This is a genomic window from Rhizobium sp. BR 249 (assembly GCF_047445895.1).
GTDB lineage: Bacteria > Pseudomonadota > Alphaproteobacteria > Rhizobiales > Rhizobiaceae > Rhizobium.
The window spans coordinates 37,524-54,107 of the sequence record NZ_JARWKX010000031.1 but is presented as its reverse complement, the minus strand read 5'-3'; the positions used below and the strand labels follow the sequence as shown (position 1 = coordinate 54,107).

Below are 16,584 nucleotides of genomic sequence, written 5' to 3'. Positions count from 1 at the left end.
TCGCCGAAAAAGCGCCGCAATCGGCAACTTGCGTTTCCGACCGACTTATAATATAGGCCACCGGTCCGCGTAGACACCCTTGGAGGCAACGCGGATGAGGATGGGGAAACCCGCCTCCGGTTCGATGGCAAAAGGCTTTTGCCCGCCGCCGAACTCTCCAAATAACCTCGAAAGGAAAAGCCATGAGCCAGGAAACTTACGAGCTCAAGGCCGAGGCGCGCGAACGGGTTGGTAAGGGGTCCGCCCGTGAACTTCGCCGCAACGGTTTGATTCCCGCTGTCATCTATGGTGACAAGCAGGCCCCCATTGCCATCGCTATCAACACCAATGAGGTGACGAAGCGCATTCACGCCGGTGGCTTCATGACCACCGTAGCGACCATCGAAGTCGACGGCAAGAAGTACAAGGTTCTGCCGAAGGACTATCAGCTCGATCCGGTCCGCGACTTCACGCTGCATGTCGATTTCTTGCGCGTCTCCGGCAACACCCAGGTGACCGTCGAAATCCCGGTTCACTTCGTCAACGAAGCGAAGTCCCCGGGCCTCAAGGTCGGCGGCGTCCTGAACATCGTCCGTCACGAAGTCGAAGTTCACTGCCCGGCCGATGCGATCCCGGAATTCTTCAACATCGACCTCAGCGGCAAGAAGATCGGCGACAGCATCCACATTTCGGAAGTCTCTCTGCCGAAGGGCGTCACCCCGGTCATCGACCGTGACTTCACGATCGCGACCATCGTCGCTCCGGCTGCTGGCATCGACGAGAGCGCCGCGGAAGGCGAATCCGAAGCCTGATCGCTTCGACCAATTTGTAAAGCATATGGCCCGCTTTCCCGTGAACTAGCCCTAGTTCACTGGGAAAGCGGGCCTTTTCATTGCCCGGAATGGTTGCCGTTTCAGCAACATTTAAGAAATTTGTGAAAGCATGCTCCGTCAGCTGCGAAGAAGCCCGTCCTAAAGCGCGACAGCAAACAGGGCCGGTCCAGGGGGAGTAGACGGAACCAATGAACAATTCCGTTGAGAACAGATTTTTTGCGATAGTGTGCGGAGCGCTGCTCGTCTTCGTCGCCCCCCTCTTTGTTCTCTTCCTGTTTCTTTCCTCCGAACGGGCCGACAAGGAAATACGAGACCATATCTCCGTTCTTCTTGTCGCCAATGCTCAGGCGCTGGCCAAGCCCCTCTGGGACCTCGATGAGGACAGCGTGACCCAGATCAGCGCGACGGTCGTTTCCCAGGGCGCAATCGTCAAGGTTGAAGTGCGCGACCAGTCGGGCCAGCTCGACGTCAGCCAATCCACCATTCCGCGCTCCTTCGACGGCAAGCTTGTGCAGGTCTCGCGCGCCATCATCTACAATACCGTCGACGGCCCGAAGAACCTCGGCAGCATCAGCGTCTATTATCCCGCCCTCGGCCTGTTTTCCGGCCTGAAGCAGGAAGAGGTCGTCTTCATCTCGATCTTCATCTTCGCGGTATTGACCGTTTTCGGTACGGCGCTGATCGGCAACCGCATCTTCGTCATCCAGCCGCTGATGCGGCTGACGGCCGCAATCGAGGCCACCCGCCAGCTCGGCTCCCGTCATCACGTCGATTGGCAGTCGAACGATGAGATGGGACGACTCGCCCGCAGCTTCAACGAGATGCAGACCAAGCTCGAAAGCGAGGAGAAGGAGCTGAAGTTCGCCCATCGCCGCGCCACCGACATCTACAATCTGACGCCTGCCATGCTCTTCTCGCTCGACGAGGAAGACCGCATCACCGCCGTCAGCGACTACTGGCTTTTCGCCACGGGTTATCACCGCGCCTCCGTCATCGGCCGCAACTTCGCCAACCTCGTCACCCCCAACACCCGCGACAGGTTCGTCAAGCGCCGCGAGGCGGAAAACGGCATGGCCGTCACCGTCAAGTTCGTCTGCATGGACGGCCGCATCATGGACGTGCTCATCATGGAATCGGAAGCGGAAGCCGGCGCTCAAGACCGTCTCTCGCTGTCCGTCATGACCGATGTGACCGAGCTCAAGGCCTCCGAGGACCGCAATCATCGCCAGGCGATCACCGACCACCTGACCGGGCTGCTCAACCGCCAGGGCTTCGAAGCCGTCCTCGACAGCAAGATTGCCGCCGCCGACGCCGCCGGACATGAGCTCGCCTGCCTCTTCGTCGATCTCGACCGCTTCAAGTGGATCAACGACAATATGGGCCATGCCGCCGGCGACATGGCGCTGATCGAGCTCGTCGAGCGCCTTAAGACGCATCTTGCGCCCTCCGACGAGGCCGCCCGCCTCGGCGGCGACGAATTCGCCATCCTGCTGCCGGCCAAGGACGCCGAGAAGCGCGCCAGGATGATGTGCGAGCAGATCGCCTCGATCTTCGACACGCCCTTCGGCCCCGACATGCACCTGAGCGCTTCGATCGGCATCGCCGTCTATCCCAGCCACGCCACGACAGCCGCCGAGCTGCTGCAGAAATCCGACATGGCGATGTACGCCAAGAAACGCGACGGCAAGAACGGCTCGCAGCTCTTCGACAACGCCATGCTCGACCGCGCCCGCAGCCGCGCCGAGATCGAGGCCAATATCGAAGCCGGCCTCGCCGAGAACTGGTTCGAGGCCTTCCTGCAGCCGATCGTCAACCTGAACGGCCGCGGCATTGCCGGCTTCGAGGCGCTGATGCGCCTCAACCATCCGCAAAAAGGCCTGATGCCGCCGGCCGAGATCATCAACGTCGCCGAGGAGACGGCAAAGATCGTCCGCGTCGGCAACGTCATCATGGAAAAGGCGATCGCCAACCTGGCGAAGATTTCCCGCATACCGGGGATGCAGGATACCTATCTCGCCATCAATTTCTCGCCGCTGCAGTTCGAGCCGGCGCTGCCGGCCCGCCTTGCCGCCATCGTCGGCCGCCACGGCATCCGCGCCGAACGCATCGTCGTCGAAATCACCGAAGCGGTGCTGATGCACGACAATCCGCAGATCCGCATGATCGTCACCGAACTGCGCCGCTTCGGCTGCCGCATCGCGCTCGACGATTTCGGCACCGGCTACTCGTCGCTGAGCTACCTCAACCGTTTCCCGGTCGACATCATCAAGATCGACCAGTCCTTCACCCGTGCGATCAACGACGGCGACGACGATGTGCGCCAGAAGAGCCGCATGCTGATCGAAGGCATCACCACGCTCTCGCACAAGATGAACTGCACCGTCATCGCCGAGGGCATCGAGACCGAAGAGGAATGCCGCACGCTCCACCAGATGGGGCTTGACTACGGCCAGGGCTACCTCTTCCATCGCCCGCAGCATGCAGCCAAGCTCATCGAGGAACTGGTGGGGTCGCAGTCCGACGTCGCCCGCGCCTCGTGATCGAAGAACCAAGGAGATGATCCGATGAAAAAGCTCCTGCTTCTCGCCTGCCTGGCGCTGCCCTGCGCCGCCCATGCGCAAACCGTGGCTTTCACCACCGAGGACTACGCCCCCTTCAACTATCGTGAAGGCAAGGAGATCAAGGGCGCGACGGTCGAACAGGTCGAAAAGGTCATGGCCGCAATCGGCGTCGACTACACGATCGAGGTCATGCCCTGGGCGCGCGCTTTCAGCCTTGCCCGCACGGTGCCGATGACCTGCGTCTTCGCCACCGCTCACAACAGCGCGCGCGACCCGCTGTTCAAATGGGTCGAGCCGCTGCTCATCGACCGCAACATCCTGATCACCCGCAAGGGCTCCGGCGTCACCGCCGCCAATCTGGAAGAGGCGAAGAAATATACGGTCGGCACGCAGCGCGAGGACTATACCGAGACGATCCTGAAGGAGAAGGGCTTCCCCAAGCTCGATGTCGCCAGCGACTTCAACGCGACGCTGCGCAAGCTCCTGAGCGCGCGCATCGACATGATGCCGATCTCCGAACTCTATTTCGACAAGCTGAAGGCCGACCAGCCGGTGGAGTTGGTGACCGTGCTCTCCGCCCAGCCGATGGGGATCGCCTGCGAGAAAAGTTTTCCGGACGATCTGCTCGCCAAGATGCAGGCGGCGCTCAACAAACTGATTGCCGACGGCGACCAGAAGCAGATCTTCCAGAAATACGGCATGAACCTGTCGGATTGATGCCGCTCGGTACGTCATTGCCCTTTCCGCTTGACTTTGCTCCCGTTTCCGGGTGGTGAACGTCGGAAAAGCTTAAGCGAGGACGACAGGCCATGCTGATCATCGCGGGTCTCGGCAATCCCGGCGGCAAATACGCCGGCAACCGCCACAATATCGGCTTCATGGCCGTCGACGCCATTCATCGCCGTCACAGCTTCTCGCCCTGGTCGAAGAAGTTCAAGGCCGAGATCGCCGAGGGCGAACTTGGTGGCGAAAAGGTGCTGCTGATCAAGCCGCAGACCTATATGAACCTCTCGGGCGAGGCCGTCGGCGAGGCAATGCGCTTCTACAAACTCCAGCCCGCCGACCTCGTCGCGATCTACGACGAACTCGACCTTCCCCAGGGCAAGGCGCGCTTGAAGACCGGCGGCGGCCATGGCGGCCACAACGGCATCAAATCGCTGGACGCCCATTGCGGCAAGGAATACCGGCGGCTGCGCCTCGGCATCGGCCATCCCGGCGTCAAGGAAATGGTGCAGAACCACGTGCTCGGCGATTTCGCCAAGGCCGACAGGGCCTGGGTGGAGCCGCTTCTCGATACGCTCGCCGACAATGCCGATATGCTGGTGCGAAACGAGGATTCGCAGCTGATGAACAAGATCGCCCTGGCGCTCGGCGGCAAGGCCGAGGAAGAGAAGCCGCGAAAAGAAAGCAAGGATAGCGACAAGAAACCGGCAGGCCAGTCGCATATCCGCCAGGCCCGCAACAGCAATCAGCCGAAGCTGCCAACCACCGGCCCGATGGCCGAGATGCTGAAGAAGATGTTCGGCAACAAGGGAGAATGAGCCGGATGCCGGACCAGGATTTTACCATCCGTCCGGCCGCCGCCGGCGATTTCCCGGGATTGGCCACCCTCTACGAACATCTGAACCCGGCCGATCCGGTCCTTGACAAGACCGTGGCCGAGGAGCGCTTCTCCGCCATTCTCGCTCAGCCCGGCATGACCCTGTTCATCGGCTTTGCCGGCGGTTTCGCGGCTGCGACCGCCACGCTGATCGTCGTCCCAAATCTGACGCGGAATGCAGCCTCCTACGCGCTCATCGAAAACGTCGTCACCCATGCCGATCATCGCCGGCACGGCTACGCCGGCGCCGTCATCGACCATGCCGTGACCGAGGCCTGGAAGGCCGGCTGCTACAAGGTGATGCTGCTGACCGGCTCCAAGAACCCGGCGACGCTGCGCTTCTACGAGAATTGCGGCTTCCTGCAGGACAAGACGGGCTATCAGATCCGCCGGCCCTGAACCCAGCTATTCCTCAGGCTCGGTGGTGAACATCAGCGGAAAGCCCATCTCCTTGGCAAGGTCGATGCCCTCCTTGGCCTTGGTCTCGGCAATATCCCTGGCGCAGACGATGACCACGCAGGAGCCGAGCTTGTGCGCCGTTATCATCACCCGATAGCCGGTCTCCTCGCTCATGCGGAAAACGACCTTCAGGATCACGATGACGAATTCGCGCGGCGTATAATCGTCGTTGACGAGAATGACCTTGTAGAGCTTCGGCCTGTCCAGCTTCGGCTTCACCTTGGTCTTCGGTTTCAGGGCAACGTCATTGTCACTCATCGGAAAATCCACCCGTTGATGACATGAAAAGGCGGAAGAAACATCCGCCGGACTATATTGCACCGTCAGCACGGCAGTTCAATGACGTAAATATCAGTCAACGGAGAGCAGGAGGCAATTCTGGCCGGCTTTTCGAAGAATGGCAGCGGCTTTCCTGTCGAATGTCGCAAAACTTTCTCCGCCAAGTCTTTCGCCTTCGAGCGCAATGATGCCATCCGCGAAATCGCCGCCGGCCTCCAGGAATAAAAGACCGCTCGCAACAGCGGCACGATCGAGCGTAACCGTCTCCGCCTCTGCGAGATACGTCAGCGCCTGCTTCACCTCAGCTGCGTCGAATTTATAGAGCCGTCGAAGAACCCAGGCCAATTCACAAAGCGTTTGGTTCGGCACAACGATCCGGTAGGACCGGAGGAACTCTTCTGCCTTCGGACTTTCGACAGGATGGTCGCGCGTGAACATCCGCACGAGAATGTTCGTATCGACGACGACCTTCAAACCTTATCCTCGCCAGCCCATCCAGCCTCGATCACTTCATTTATCTCGTCGATAGAATAGGCTCTGTCGGCCTTATGAGAAAACATGCCGAACAGACGCTCGATAGGCACCGTCGATTTGATCGCATGGATATTTCCACTGGCCCTCGGCAGGAGATCGATCTCGATCTCATCACCGGGCGCTATCCCGAGATGGTCGAGAACCTCTTTCTTGAGGGTCACCTGACCTTTCGCCGTAACCTTGAGCCTGACCATCACACCACTCCTGCCTCCATTGAAAGTAAGGCAGTTTTGCCTTACTTTCAATGGAGCTTTAATTTCATGGACCCTTGACCGGGGAAAGGTGTTCCCCCATAGGCAGGGGCAAAGTTTTCACAAACACGGACATCAAGCCATGGGCTTCAAATGCGGCATCGTCGGTCTGCCGAACGTCGGCAAATCGACCCTCTTCAACGCGCTCACCAAAACGGCGGCTGCACAGGCGGCGAACTACCCCTTCTGCACCATCGAGCCGAACACCGGCGAAGTCGCCGTGCCCGATCCGCGCATGCGCAAGCTGGCCGACATCGCCAAGTCCAAGGAACTGATCCCGACCCGCATCTCCTTCGTCGACATTGCCGGCCTGGTGCGCGGCGCCTCGAAGGGTGAAGGCCTCGGCAACCAGTTCCTCGCCAATATCCGCGAAGTCGATGCCATCGTGCATGTGCTGCGCTGCTTCGAAGACAGCGACATCACCCACGTCGAGGGCCGCATCAACCCGGTCGCCGACGCCGAAACGATCGAGACCGAGTTGATGCTCGCCGATCTCGAGAGCCTGGAACGCCGCACCGAGCAGGCGCGCAAGCGCGCCACCAGCAAAGACAAGGATTCCATGGCAATGCTGCCGATCATGGAAGCCTCGCTGAAGCTGCTCAACGAAGGCAAGCCGGTGCGCACGCTGTTGTCGAAGCTCGATGCCGAGGAGATTGCCATCCTCAAGGGCCTCAACCTGCTTACCTCGCATCCGGTGCTCTACGTCTGCAACGTCGCCGAAGGCGATGCCTCGACCGGCAACGAATTCACCGCCGCCGTCGCCGCCATGGCAAAGGAACAGGGTGCCGAAACCGTCATCATCTCGGCGGCGATCGAAGCTGAGGTCGCCCAGCTTGCCGAAGAGGAAGCCAAGGAATTCCTCTCCGCCCTCGATCTCGATGAGGCCGGTCTCGACCGGCTGATCCGCGCCGGCTACAAGCTGCTGCACCTCATCACCTATTTCACCGTCGGTCCGAAGGAAACGCGCGCCTGGACGATCGAGCGCGGCACCAAGGCCCCGCAGGCCGCCGGCGTCATCCATTCGGATTTCGAGCGGGGCTTCATCCGCGCCAACACCATCGCCTATGACGATTACATCAAATTCAACGGCGAAGTCGGCGCGAAAGATGCCGGCAAGGCGCGCGACGAAGGCAAGGAATACGTCGTCCAGGACGGAGACGTCATCCACTTCCGCTTCAACACCTGATCGAAGTTGGCTGCCGCCTCAACCGGGCGGCAGCCTGTTCGCGATTGCCGAAGGCAGTGCCCTGAGCACCAGCCGACGCAGCGGCATCCAGCCCGTTCCGATAATGAGCACGATCGCGCCGACGACGATCAGCGTCGTGAAGATGTAGGTATCGACAGTCGCATTTCCCTTCCGGACGACGCTGAAGATCGCAACGCCGAGCGACAGCAGCCCCGAAGTGACGAAGGCGCGGCGATCGATGACGAGGCCGATCAGCATCAGCGCCGCCACGGTCGCGACGACCACGGGCGTCCGGGCCGACATGTTCGCCAAGTCGAAGATACGACCGCCTTCCCCGAACGACAGCAGGGAGACGGTGCTGTAGAGCAGCGCCGGCGCCGCACCGAGATGCAGCCAGAACGCGATATCCGAACGCGTCGTCCGCCGTAGCCGGTCGCCGAGGTCGAAATAAAGCGCCGTCGCGAAGAGGCCGAGCGCGCAGACGAAAGCGACCGCGGCCAGCACGCCGAGATGATCGACGAAAAAGGCGGGATTGCCGCTTAGCCATTGCACCAGGCGCAAAAGCAGCGTGAGCACCAAGGCAAGCGTCGACATAATAGTGAGCGCCAGCGACAACGGCACGCGATAGCGGGCATAGTAAACGCCGAGAATGATCGGAAAGCCGGCGACGAACTGTGTCAGATCCGCCCCGATTTCGGAGGTCCAAGGCGTGAAAACGCGGGACATCAGGAAAAATATCCAGCAGAACAGCGCGATCGCCAGGCTGACCGCCGGCAGGGCGAGCCGCTGGCGGCGCACCAGAATTTCCGAAAGCACGATGATTGCCACCGGCACGGCGTAAAGCGGCGCCAGCCCCCAGAGGCCGACGAGCGCGACGATAACGCCGATGGTGATCAGCACGTCATGGAAGCCCCGCACGAAACGCGGCGTCTCCGTATCCGACCATGCCTGCCCCTCGGCGGCGGCTGCCGGCGGCACCCCGGCGACGGCCACGCCGCGCTCGGCAAGGAACGGCAAAAGCCGCCCGCCCGCCTCCGGCGAAATCAGCCCCTGCCGCGCCGCCTCGTCAAGTATCGACCTCAGTTCCGTCATGCCGGTTTATCTCCCCGGAATCATTGAGCCCGCGCGAATGCTATTGTAAGCACTAGAGCATGATGCCGAAAAGCGTAAGCGGTTTTCGGATAACATCATGCTCTAACTCTTTAATGTAGAACAGGATTTAGATTTTAGGCCGAGCGGCCTGAGAACATCCTGTTCCAGGCGCTGCATATGGCGGAGGAGAAAATGTCGGCAGAAAAGCTGTCTTTCGAGGATTTCGAGCCCGGACGCCGTTTCCTCCTCGGCCCCAAGCTGGTGCTCGCCGAAGAAATCATCGAGTTCGCCAGCGAGTTCGATCCGCAGCCGATGCATCTCGACGAGGCTGCCGGCCGCGCCAGCATTCTCGGCGGACTTGCCGCCTCAGGCTGGCATACCTCAGCGATGCTGATGCGCATGATGGCCGACAGCTACGTGCTGAATGCGCTCTGCGAGGGCGCGCCGGGCATCGATCTGATGGAATGGCGAAAGCCGGTGCTCGCAGGCGATACGCTGCAGGGCCATTCGAGCGTTCTCGAAGCCCGGCCGATGCGCTCGCGCCAGGGCATGGGCATCGTCAAGTTCCGCCATGCGGTGGAAAACCAGCGCGGCGAACTCGTCTGCCTCTCGGAGAACTCGATCATGATCCGCATGCGCCCTCAGCAGGACACCAGCATGAGCTCGGAGCTGCCGGCATGAGAATGTCCGAACTGTACCCTTTCGGCGAGAAGGCCGAGATCGGCAGCTATGCCTTTACCGAGGAAGACATCATCCGCTTTGCCAGACGCTACGATCCGCAGCGTTTTCATATCGACAAGGAAGCCGCGAAAGACACCCTTTTCGGCGGCCTCTGCGCCTCGGGCTGGCACACCACGGCCGCCTGGATGCGGACCTTCCTCGCCTTCTGGAAAAAGCAAAGCATCGCGCTTGGGGAAAGAGGCCTGACGGCGCCGAACCTCGGCCCCTCGCCCGGCTTTCAGAAGCTGCAATGGCTGCGGCCGGTCTTTGCAGGCGACGTCGTGACCTATTCCGTCACCCTTCTCTCCAGCCGGCCGCTCACGTCGCGGCCGGGCTGGCACCTCAACACCATTCTCTGCGAAGGCGTCAATCAGAACGGCGATCCCGTCATGCGCTTCGAAAGCGGTGTGCTGGAATTCGACTGACGCCGTCGGAATACAGGCTCAGTGCCCGGAGAATTCGACCAGCGTGTGCACGTTGACGCCGAGTTCTTCCAGCTTCCTGCGGCCGCCAAGGTCAGGCAGGTCGATGACGAAGCAGGCGCCGACAACCTCCGCGCCCATCTGGCGCAGAAGCTGCGTCGCCCCCACGGCCGTGCCGCCGGTGGCGATCAGATCGTCGACCAGGATCACCTTCTCGCCGGGCTCGACCGCATCGCGGTGCATCTCCATCTCGTCGACGCCATATTCCAGGCTGTAGGCGATACGCACGGTGTCATGCGGCAGCTTGCCTTTCTTGCGGATCGGAACGAAGCCCGAGGAAAGCTGGTGCGCCACCGCACCGCCGAGAATGAAGCCGCGGGCCTCCATGCCGGCGATTTTGTCGATCTTCGTGCCCGCATAGGGCTGCACGAGTTCGTCGACCGCCCGGCGGAAAGCGCGGGGGTTGCCGAGCAGCGTGGTGATGTCGCGGAAAATGATGCCGGGCTTGGGATAGTCGGGAATGGAGCGGATGCTGGCGGCGAGCTCCGAAAGCGTATTGTTCATGGAAAGTCCATATTCTGCGAGGGCAAGAAACGGCCCGCACCCTAGATCATGAAGCCGAAAAGTGTAAGCGGTTTTCCGAAGGGATTGCCGGCTGGCATCAATGCAGAGCGGCAGGCACAAAAAAGGCGGCTCGCAAGCCGCCTTTCGAATTCAGGCAAGAAACGCTCAATGTTCCTTGTTGGCGTAGACCGAGCGCTTCGTCAGATAGATCAGAATGCTGAAGATCGCCAGGAAGACCATGACCATGAAGCCGGTGCGCTTGCGCTCTTCGAGATGCGGCTCGGCAGCCCACATCAGGAAGGCGGAAACATCCCTGGAATACTGGTCGACGGTCGCCGGCGCGCCATCGTCATAGGTCACCTGACCATCGGAGAGCGGCTTCGGCATGGCGAGGACGGCGGCAGCATTGAAATAAGGGTTATAATGTCCACCCTGCGGCACCTGGAAACCCGCCGGCGGCTCTTCATACCCGGTCAGCAGTGCATGGATATAATCCGGGCCGCCTTCCTGATACTGGGTGAAGATGTCGAAAACGAATTGCGGGAAGCCGCGGGTGACGGCGCGAGCCTTGGCGATCAGCGAGAAATCGGGCGGAGCCGCGCCATTGTTGGACGCAGCCGCGGCTTCGGCATTCGGGAAAGGCGACGGGAAGTAATCGGAAGGCACCGCCTTGCGGGTAAACATCTCGCCGCTGGCGTTGGGACCGTCTTGGACCTCGTAATTCGCAGCGAAGGCCTTCACCTGCGCGTCGGAATAGCCGAGTTCGCCGAGCATGCGGAAAGGCACGAGCTTCATCGAGTGACAGGCCGCACAGACCTCCGTGTAGACCTTGAGGCCGCGCTGGAGCTGGCCCTTGTCGTAATGGCCGAACGGACCGGCGAAAGACCACTCCTCCTCCTTCGGATGCTTCAGCGGATAATGCGGCGTCTCGCCTTCCGCGTGATGAGCCGGAGCCGCACCTTCGGCGGGCGCCTCCTCGGCCAGGACAGCGCTGCTGAGACCGGCCACGAGAGCGAGCGAGAGAATGCTTGCAACAAGCGTTTTCATGTTTCTGTTCCCTTCCGTCGCGCGCTTACGCATTGGCCGCTGCACTGGCGGCAGCTGTCTTGGTGCGCTTCTCGAGCACCGCTTCGGTGATCGAGTTCGGGATGCGGCGCGGCGTCTCTACGAGGCCGAGCACCGGCATGGCAACCAGGAAGAAGGCGAAGTAGAGGAGCGTGCAGATCTGCGAGATGATGACGAAGCTCCCTTCCGCCGGCTGAGAGCCGAGCCAGCCGAGGATGATCGCGTTGATCACGAACAGCCAATAGAACAGCTTGTACCAGGGACGGTAGACCGCGGAGCGAACCTTGGAAGTATCGAGCCAGGGCAGGAAGAACAGCACGATGATCGCGCCGAACATGACGAGCACGCCGCCGAGCTTGGAGTCGATCGGGCCGATGTTGAAGGTGATCGAACGCAGCATCGCGTAGAACGGCAGGAAGTACCATTCCGGAACGATGTGGGCCGGCGTCTTCAACGGGTCGGCCGGGATGTAGTTGTCGGCATGGCCGAGGAAGTTCGGCATGTAGAAGACGAAATAGGCATAGACCAGCAGGAAGACCGAGACGCCGAGCGCATCCTTCATCGTCGCATAGGGCGTGAAGCGCACCGTGTCCGTCTTCGTCTTGACCTCGACGCCCGTCGGGTTCGTCTGGCCGGTGACGTGCAGCGCCCAGATGTGCAGCACGACGACGCCGGCGATCATGAAGGGCAGCAGGTAGTGCAGCGAGAAGAAGCGGTTCAGCGTCGGCTGTTCGACGGCAAAGCCGCCGAGCAGGAACTGCTGGAGCGATTCGCCGATCATCGGGAAGGCCGAGAAGAAGCCGGTGATGACGGTCGCGCCCCAGAAGGACATCTGCCCCCAGGGAAGGACGTAGCCCATGAAGCCGGTCGCCATCATCAGCAGGTAGATGACAACGCCGAGGATCCAGAGGATTTCGCGCGGCGCCTTGTAGGAACCGTAATAGAGGCCACGGGCGATGTGCAGGTAGACGGCGACGAAGAAGAAGGATGCGCCGTTGGCGTGCATGTAGCGCAGCAGCCAGCCGTGATTGACGTCGCGCATGATCTTTTCAACGGAGTTGAAGGCGATCATCGTATCTGCGGCGTAATGCATGGCGAGCACAATGCCCGTCAGGATCTGCACGACCAGCATGACGGAAAGCATGGCGCCGAAAGTATAGGCATAGTTCAGGTTTCTCGGAACCGGATATGCCACGAAGCTGTCATAGATCATGCGCGGCAGCGGCAGGCGCGCGTCGACCCATTTCTCGAAGCCGGTTGATGGTTCGTAGCTGGAATGGCCACTCATGAATCAGTCTCCCCTCAACCGATCTTGATTTTGGTATCGGACACAAATGAAAAGGTCGGGATCGCCAGATTCTGAGGCGCGGGACCCTTCCGAATGCGGCCGGCCGTGTCGTAGACCGAGCCATGGCAGGGACAGAACCAACCATTGTATTCGCCGGCCTGGCCGAGCGGAACGCAGCCGAGATGGGTGCAGGTGCCGATCATGACGATCCAGTTTTCCTTGCCTTCGCCGCCCGAGCGGTCGACGCCCGTTGCCTGAGCGTCGGCAGGAAGGTTTGCATTGCGGGCCACCGGGTCCTTGAGATCCGACATCGGAACGTCGGCTGCGGCCTTGACTTCCTCAGCCGTGCGGTTGCGGATGAAGATCGGCTTGCCGCGCCACTTCACCGTCAAAGACATGCCGGGCTCGAGGCTCGCGACATCGACTTCGATGGAAGCCAGCGCCAACGTCGACGCATCCGGACGCATCTGATCGATGAACGGCCATGCGACCGCTGCTGCGCCGACGGCGCCGGCCATACCAGTGGTGAGATAAAGGAAATCACGGCGAGTGGGCTCTGTCGAAGCCTCGCTTGTCGTTTCGTGTTCGCTCACGGCTTAACCATCCTCTGCGCAATTATCGCGGAATTCCGCCCTGCCCCCTCTACCAACGAATCTCTCTGGACACAATTCGGCCATAGATTCCCCGGCAATCCGGCGCGTTCTAAGCTTGATCGCAAATTATGTCCAGCCTTGACAAGGGGATGAGGGCACAATGTCGCGGGAAATTTCCGATGAATTTTTTACGGCAAACACCCGCTTGCCATTATGCTGCATTGCAACAAAAAAGCCGGCATGATAGGCGCAGTCGCAGCCAAGCCAGCAAGCCGGACCGAAGCGGATGAGAGACACGATTTTTTGCGTATTCAGCGTCCTCACGACCCTCGTCCTCGCCGTCATCTCGCTGCGCTACGTCAAAGACTTCTATCTGCTTTCCTTTTTTTACAGCTTCCAGATCCACCTGGCGGTGGCCGCCGCCGCCGCTTCCGTCGCGGCCCTTCTCGTCAAGCGGCATTGGTACGCGATGCTGACGCTTGGCCTATCGGTCATCCTTGCCGTCCATGGCGCCGTGATGGCGCGCGAATTCGTAGAACCCGCCGTCGAGGAGAGCCAACCTGCTCTCTTCCGGCTGCTGTCTTTCAATATCGAGAACGATAATTTCGCAAACGGCCCCGCCATCGCCGATATGGTCATCGGCTCGGGCGCCGATGTCGTCAACATCCTGGAGGCCGAACCGCTGCTGTCCGAGCTGCCGCGGCTCCTGAAGACCTATCCCTATTACGTCGGCTGCGGCATCGGCATGGAGCAATGCGATACGCTCGTCCTGTCGAAGCGCCCGCTCATCGAGCCCCGGATCCGCAACCTCGGGCTCCTCTGGCGCAACCGGCTGACGATCTCGACGATCGATTTCGACGGCCGGAAGGTCAATTTTCTCGCCGCGCACCTGACCAAGCCCTATTACGACGAATTCCACGGCCTGGAAATCGAAGATCTCGCCGAGGTCATCCCTTCCCTGCCGGGACCGCTGGTGCTTGCCGGTGATTTCAACACCTCGATTCTGGCGCCCGACATGCAGTATCTCATGCGCAGCCAGGGCTTGGGCACGGTGTCGCTGGAACCTGCGACATGGCCGATCGTCGCCGGCCCCTTCGGCATTCCGATCGATCACATCTTCAGCAAGGCGCCCCTGCGGCTGAAATCGGTCCGCCGCATCGAGGACAGCTTCGGATCAAATCATTTTGGCCTCATGGCGGAATTCGTCGTCGACCCTTAAACTCTGGTCCTCGTCGGCCGCGAGGAAGCCGCCGGACTGGCGCGCCCAAAGCTCGGCATAGAGCCCGCCGCGGCGAAGCAGCTCGTCGTGGCTGCCCTCCTCGATGATCCGGCCGAGGTCGACGACGATCAGCCGGTCGAGCGCGGCGATGGTCGACAGCCGATGGGCGATCGCAAGCACCGTCTTGCCTTCCATGATCCGATGAAGATTGGACTGGATCGCTTCTTCCACTTCCGAATCGAGCGCCGACGTCGCTTCGTCGAGAACCAGGATCGGCGCGTCCTTCAGCATGACGCGCGCAATGGCGATCCGCTGCCGCTGCCCGCCCGACAGTTTGACGCCGCGCTCACCGACATGCGCATCGAAACCCCGGCGCCCCTGCTGATCCTGCAGACGGGAGATGAAATCGATGGCCTCGGCGCGCCGGGCGGCCTCGATCAGCCGCTCCTCGCCGGCATCCGGCCGCCCGAACAGAATATTGTCGCGCACCGAACGATGCAGCAGCGAAGTGTCCTGGCTGACGACGCCGATCTGCATCCGGAGCGATTCCTGCGTGACGGCCGATATATCCTGCCCGTCGACGAGGATGCGTCCGTCCTGAATGTCGTAAAGGCGCAGCAAAAGGTTCATCAGCGTCGATTTGCCGGCGCCCGAACGGCCGACGATGCCGACCTTCTCGCCCGGGTGGATGGTCAGCGAGAAATTCTCGACGACCGGCTGGTGGCCCTTGCCGTAATGGAAGGAAACATTGTCGAAACGGATGCCGGGCTGCCGGATCACCAGGCTCTTGACATCGGGCCGATCGACGAGCCCAAGCGGCTGGGAGATCAGCTCGGCGGCGTTCTGGATGGTGCCGAGATTGCGCATGATGCCGTTGAACTGCGTCATCAGCCGTCCGAGCAGGAAATTCAGCCGGAGCACCAGTGCCAGCGAGAAGGCCACAGCGCCGGAGCTGACGAGGCCGCGCAGCCAGAGATCGACACTCAAGCCGGCCATCGTCACGATCATCAGGCCCGAGAGCAGCGCCATGGAAGCTCTCACCCCGGTGATGAACCGCGTGAAGCGCAGCACCGTATCCTGGTAGATGTCGAAGCCTTGGCGCATGTAGCGGTCGCTCTCCTCGTCGCGGGCAAAGAGCTTCAATGTCTGCATGTTGCTGTAGGAATCGACCATCCTGCCGTTCAGCATCGATCCGGCTTCCGCCGTTTCGCGCGAGTGATAGCGGATGCGCGGAACGAAATGGCGGGCAAGCAGGCCGAAGGCGACGAGCCATAACAGCACGACGGCGGCAAGCGAAAAGTCCAGCCGGGCGACGAGCGCGAGCGTCGTGACCGCATAAATGCCGACGAACCAGACGCTCTCCATCAGCGACGTGACGAGATCGCCCGTCGCCTGCCCGGCCGACCAGACCTTGGTGACGATGCGTCCGGAGAAATCGCTCTGAAAGAACGACAATGATTGCCGGGAGACATGGAGATAGGATTGCCAGCGTGCTAGATTATAGAAGCCGGGCGTGATCACCTGCTGGTCGACGAGCGCGATCAGGAAGACAACGACGAAGCGCGCGACGCCGATGAGGGCGAGCATGCCGAACAGCTCGCCGCCATGGGCCGCCAGAAGGCCGCTCCAGCCGGTCCCGGGCGTGGTGCTGGCGAGAATATCGACCAGACGCCCGACGAACCAGAAGAGCGCGGCCTCGATGGCCGCCGATATGCCGCCGAGAATGAGCATGGCGATGAACGGCATCTTCGCCTGGCCGATATAGAACCAGATGAAACCGAACGTTGCGCGCGGCGGCTGGAGATTGGCGCGCGGGCGGAACGGATCGATCCAGGTTTCGAACAGGCGAAGGATGGGGCGCAGGAACATGGAAGCGATATAGGCGGATTGCGGGGAGCGGCAAAGGGAATGAAAAGCGGACGCAACCTAATATTTTGGT

18 protein-coding genes are annotated in these 16,584 nt (G+C 61.1%); 9 read left to right on the top strand and 9 right to left on the bottom strand.

The annotated features are described in order from the left end of the window. The first annotated feature begins 182 nt into the window (after window positions 1-182). The 5 genes from QD408_RS23820 to QD408_RS23800 all read left to right on the top strand — a co-directional run bounded on the left by QD408_RS23820 (window position 183) and on the right by QD408_RS23800 (window position 5,372). Window positions 183-791 carry a 50S ribosomal protein L25/general stress protein Ctc gene (locus QD408_RS23820; RefSeq protein WP_414140983.1) on the top strand — a complete coding sequence of 203 codons (609 nt, stop codon included), beginning with the start codon at window positions 183-185 and terminating at the stop codon, window positions 789-791. A 209-nt stretch (window positions 792-1,000) separates the two neighbouring features. Continuing rightward, window positions 1,001-3,352, top strand: a complete 2,352-nt coding sequence (locus QD408_RS23815; protein WP_088681932.1) for an EAL domain-containing protein — start codon at window positions 1,001-1,003, stop codon at window positions 3,350-3,352. Window positions 3,353-3,376: 24 nt separating this feature from the next. After that, window positions 3,377-4,090, top strand: coding sequence for a substrate-binding periplasmic protein (locus tag QD408_RS23810; protein ID WP_414140982.1), 714 nt, complete (start codon window positions 3,377-3,379; stop codon window positions 4,088-4,090). 92 nt (window positions 4,091-4,182) lie between these two features. Beyond that, a complete protein-coding gene (pth, locus tag QD408_RS23805) occupies window positions 4,183-4,914 on the top strand; it encodes an aminoacyl-tRNA hydrolase (protein ID WP_088681930.1) in 732 nt (243 codons plus the stop codon). Continuing rightward, window positions 4,911-5,372, top strand: a complete 462-nt coding sequence (locus tag QD408_RS23800) for a GNAT family N-acetyltransferase (protein WP_414140981.1) — start codon at window positions 4,911-4,913, stop codon at window positions 5,370-5,372. Before pth ends, QD408_RS23800 begins: the two co-directional genes overlap by 4 nt. Window positions 5,373-5,378: 6 nt before the next feature. Here the strand turns inward: QD408_RS23800 and clpS are convergent, their stop codons facing one another. From clpS to QD408_RS23785, 3 genes are all read right to left on the bottom strand, one after another. Further along, window positions 5,379-5,690 carry an ATP-dependent Clp protease adapter ClpS gene (gene clpS / locus QD408_RS23795; protein WP_414140980.1) on the bottom strand — a complete coding sequence of 104 codons (312 nt, stop codon included), beginning with the start codon at window positions 5,688-5,690 and terminating at the stop codon, window positions 5,379-5,381. 93 nt (window positions 5,691-5,783) lie between these two features. After that, window positions 5,784-6,185 (bottom strand): type II toxin-antitoxin system VapC family toxin, encoded by a 402-nt coding sequence (locus QD408_RS23790; protein ID WP_088681927.1) that lies wholly within the window; start codon window positions 6,183-6,185, stop codon window positions 5,784-5,786. After that, a complete protein-coding gene (locus tag QD408_RS23785; protein WP_088681926.1) occupies window positions 6,182-6,439 on the bottom strand; it encodes an AbrB/MazE/SpoVT family DNA-binding domain-containing protein in 258 nt (85 codons plus the stop codon). Before QD408_RS23785 ends, QD408_RS23790 begins: the two co-directional genes overlap by 4 nt. A 139-nt stretch (window positions 6,440-6,578) precedes the next feature. Here QD408_RS23785 and ychF point away from each other — a divergent pair, with 139 nt between their 5' ends. Further along, the gene (gene ychF / locus QD408_RS23780; protein ID WP_414140979.1) at window positions 6,579-7,682 is read left to right on the top strand and encodes a redox-regulated ATPase YchF; all 1,104 of its coding nucleotides are present in this window, start codon (window positions 6,579-6,581) and stop codon (window positions 7,680-7,682) included. 18 nt (window positions 7,683-7,700) lie between these two features. Here the strand turns inward: ychF and QD408_RS23775 are convergent, their stop codons facing one another. After that, a complete protein-coding gene (locus QD408_RS23775; protein WP_414140978.1) occupies window positions 7,701-8,774 on the bottom strand; it encodes a hypothetical protein in 1,074 nt (357 codons plus the stop codon). Window positions 8,775-8,966: 192 nt separating this feature from the next. On the opposite strand from QD408_RS23775, the gene QD408_RS23770 reads away from it, so the two are divergent. Continuing rightward, window positions 8,967-9,455 carry a MaoC family dehydratase gene (locus tag QD408_RS23770; protein ID WP_414140977.1) on the top strand — a complete coding sequence of 163 codons (489 nt, stop codon included), beginning with the start codon at window positions 8,967-8,969 and terminating at the stop codon, window positions 9,453-9,455. Continuing rightward, the gene (locus QD408_RS23765) at window positions 9,452-9,919 is read left to right on the top strand and encodes a MaoC family dehydratase (RefSeq protein ID WP_088681922.1); all 468 of its coding nucleotides are present in this window, start codon (window positions 9,452-9,454) and stop codon (window positions 9,917-9,919) included. The genes QD408_RS23770 and QD408_RS23765 overlap by 4 nt, the downstream gene beginning before the upstream one ends. A gap of 18 nt (window positions 9,920-9,937) precedes the next feature. Here the strand turns inward: QD408_RS23765 and QD408_RS23760 are convergent, their stop codons facing one another. The 4 genes from QD408_RS23760 to petA all read right to left on the bottom strand — a co-directional run bounded on the left by QD408_RS23760 (window position 9,938) and on the right by petA (window position 13,426). Further along, the gene (locus QD408_RS23760; protein WP_088681921.1) at window positions 9,938-10,480 is read right to left on the bottom strand and encodes an adenine phosphoribosyltransferase; all 543 of its coding nucleotides are present in this window, start codon (window positions 10,478-10,480) and stop codon (window positions 9,938-9,940) included. Window positions 10,481-10,645: 165 nt separating this feature from the next. Continuing rightward, on the bottom strand, window positions 10,646-11,527 hold the full coding sequence (locus tag QD408_RS23755) for a cytochrome c1 (protein WP_088681920.1): 882 nt from the start codon (window positions 11,525-11,527) through the stop codon (window positions 10,646-10,648). 25 nt (window positions 11,528-11,552) lie between these two features. Further along, window positions 11,553-12,833, bottom strand: coding sequence for a cytochrome b (locus QD408_RS23750; RefSeq protein ID WP_088681919.1), 1,281 nt, complete (start codon window positions 12,831-12,833; stop codon window positions 11,553-11,555). A gap of 14 nt (window positions 12,834-12,847) precedes the next feature. Next, window positions 12,848-13,426: a ubiquinol-cytochrome c reductase iron-sulfur subunit gene (gene petA, locus QD408_RS23745; protein ID WP_088681918.1), complete on the bottom strand. Its 579-nt coding sequence runs from the start codon at window positions 13,424-13,426 to the stop codon at window positions 12,848-12,850. A gap of 286 nt (window positions 13,427-13,712) precedes the next feature. On the opposite strand from petA, the gene QD408_RS23740 reads away from it, so the two are divergent. Next, window positions 13,713-14,645: an endonuclease/exonuclease/phosphatase family protein gene (locus QD408_RS23740; protein ID WP_414140976.1), complete on the top strand. Its 933-nt coding sequence runs from the start codon at window positions 13,713-13,715 to the stop codon at window positions 14,643-14,645. On the opposite strand, the gene QD408_RS23735 is transcribed toward QD408_RS23740, so the two are convergent. Continuing rightward, the gene (locus tag QD408_RS23735) at window positions 14,601-16,514 is read right to left on the bottom strand and encodes an ABC transporter ATP-binding protein (protein WP_414140975.1); all 1,914 of its coding nucleotides are present in this window, start codon (window positions 16,512-16,514) and stop codon (window positions 14,601-14,603) included. The two genes, QD408_RS23740 and QD408_RS23735, sit on opposite strands and share 45 nt — an antisense overlap. Between the last annotated feature and the right edge of the window lie 70 nt (window positions 16,515-16,584).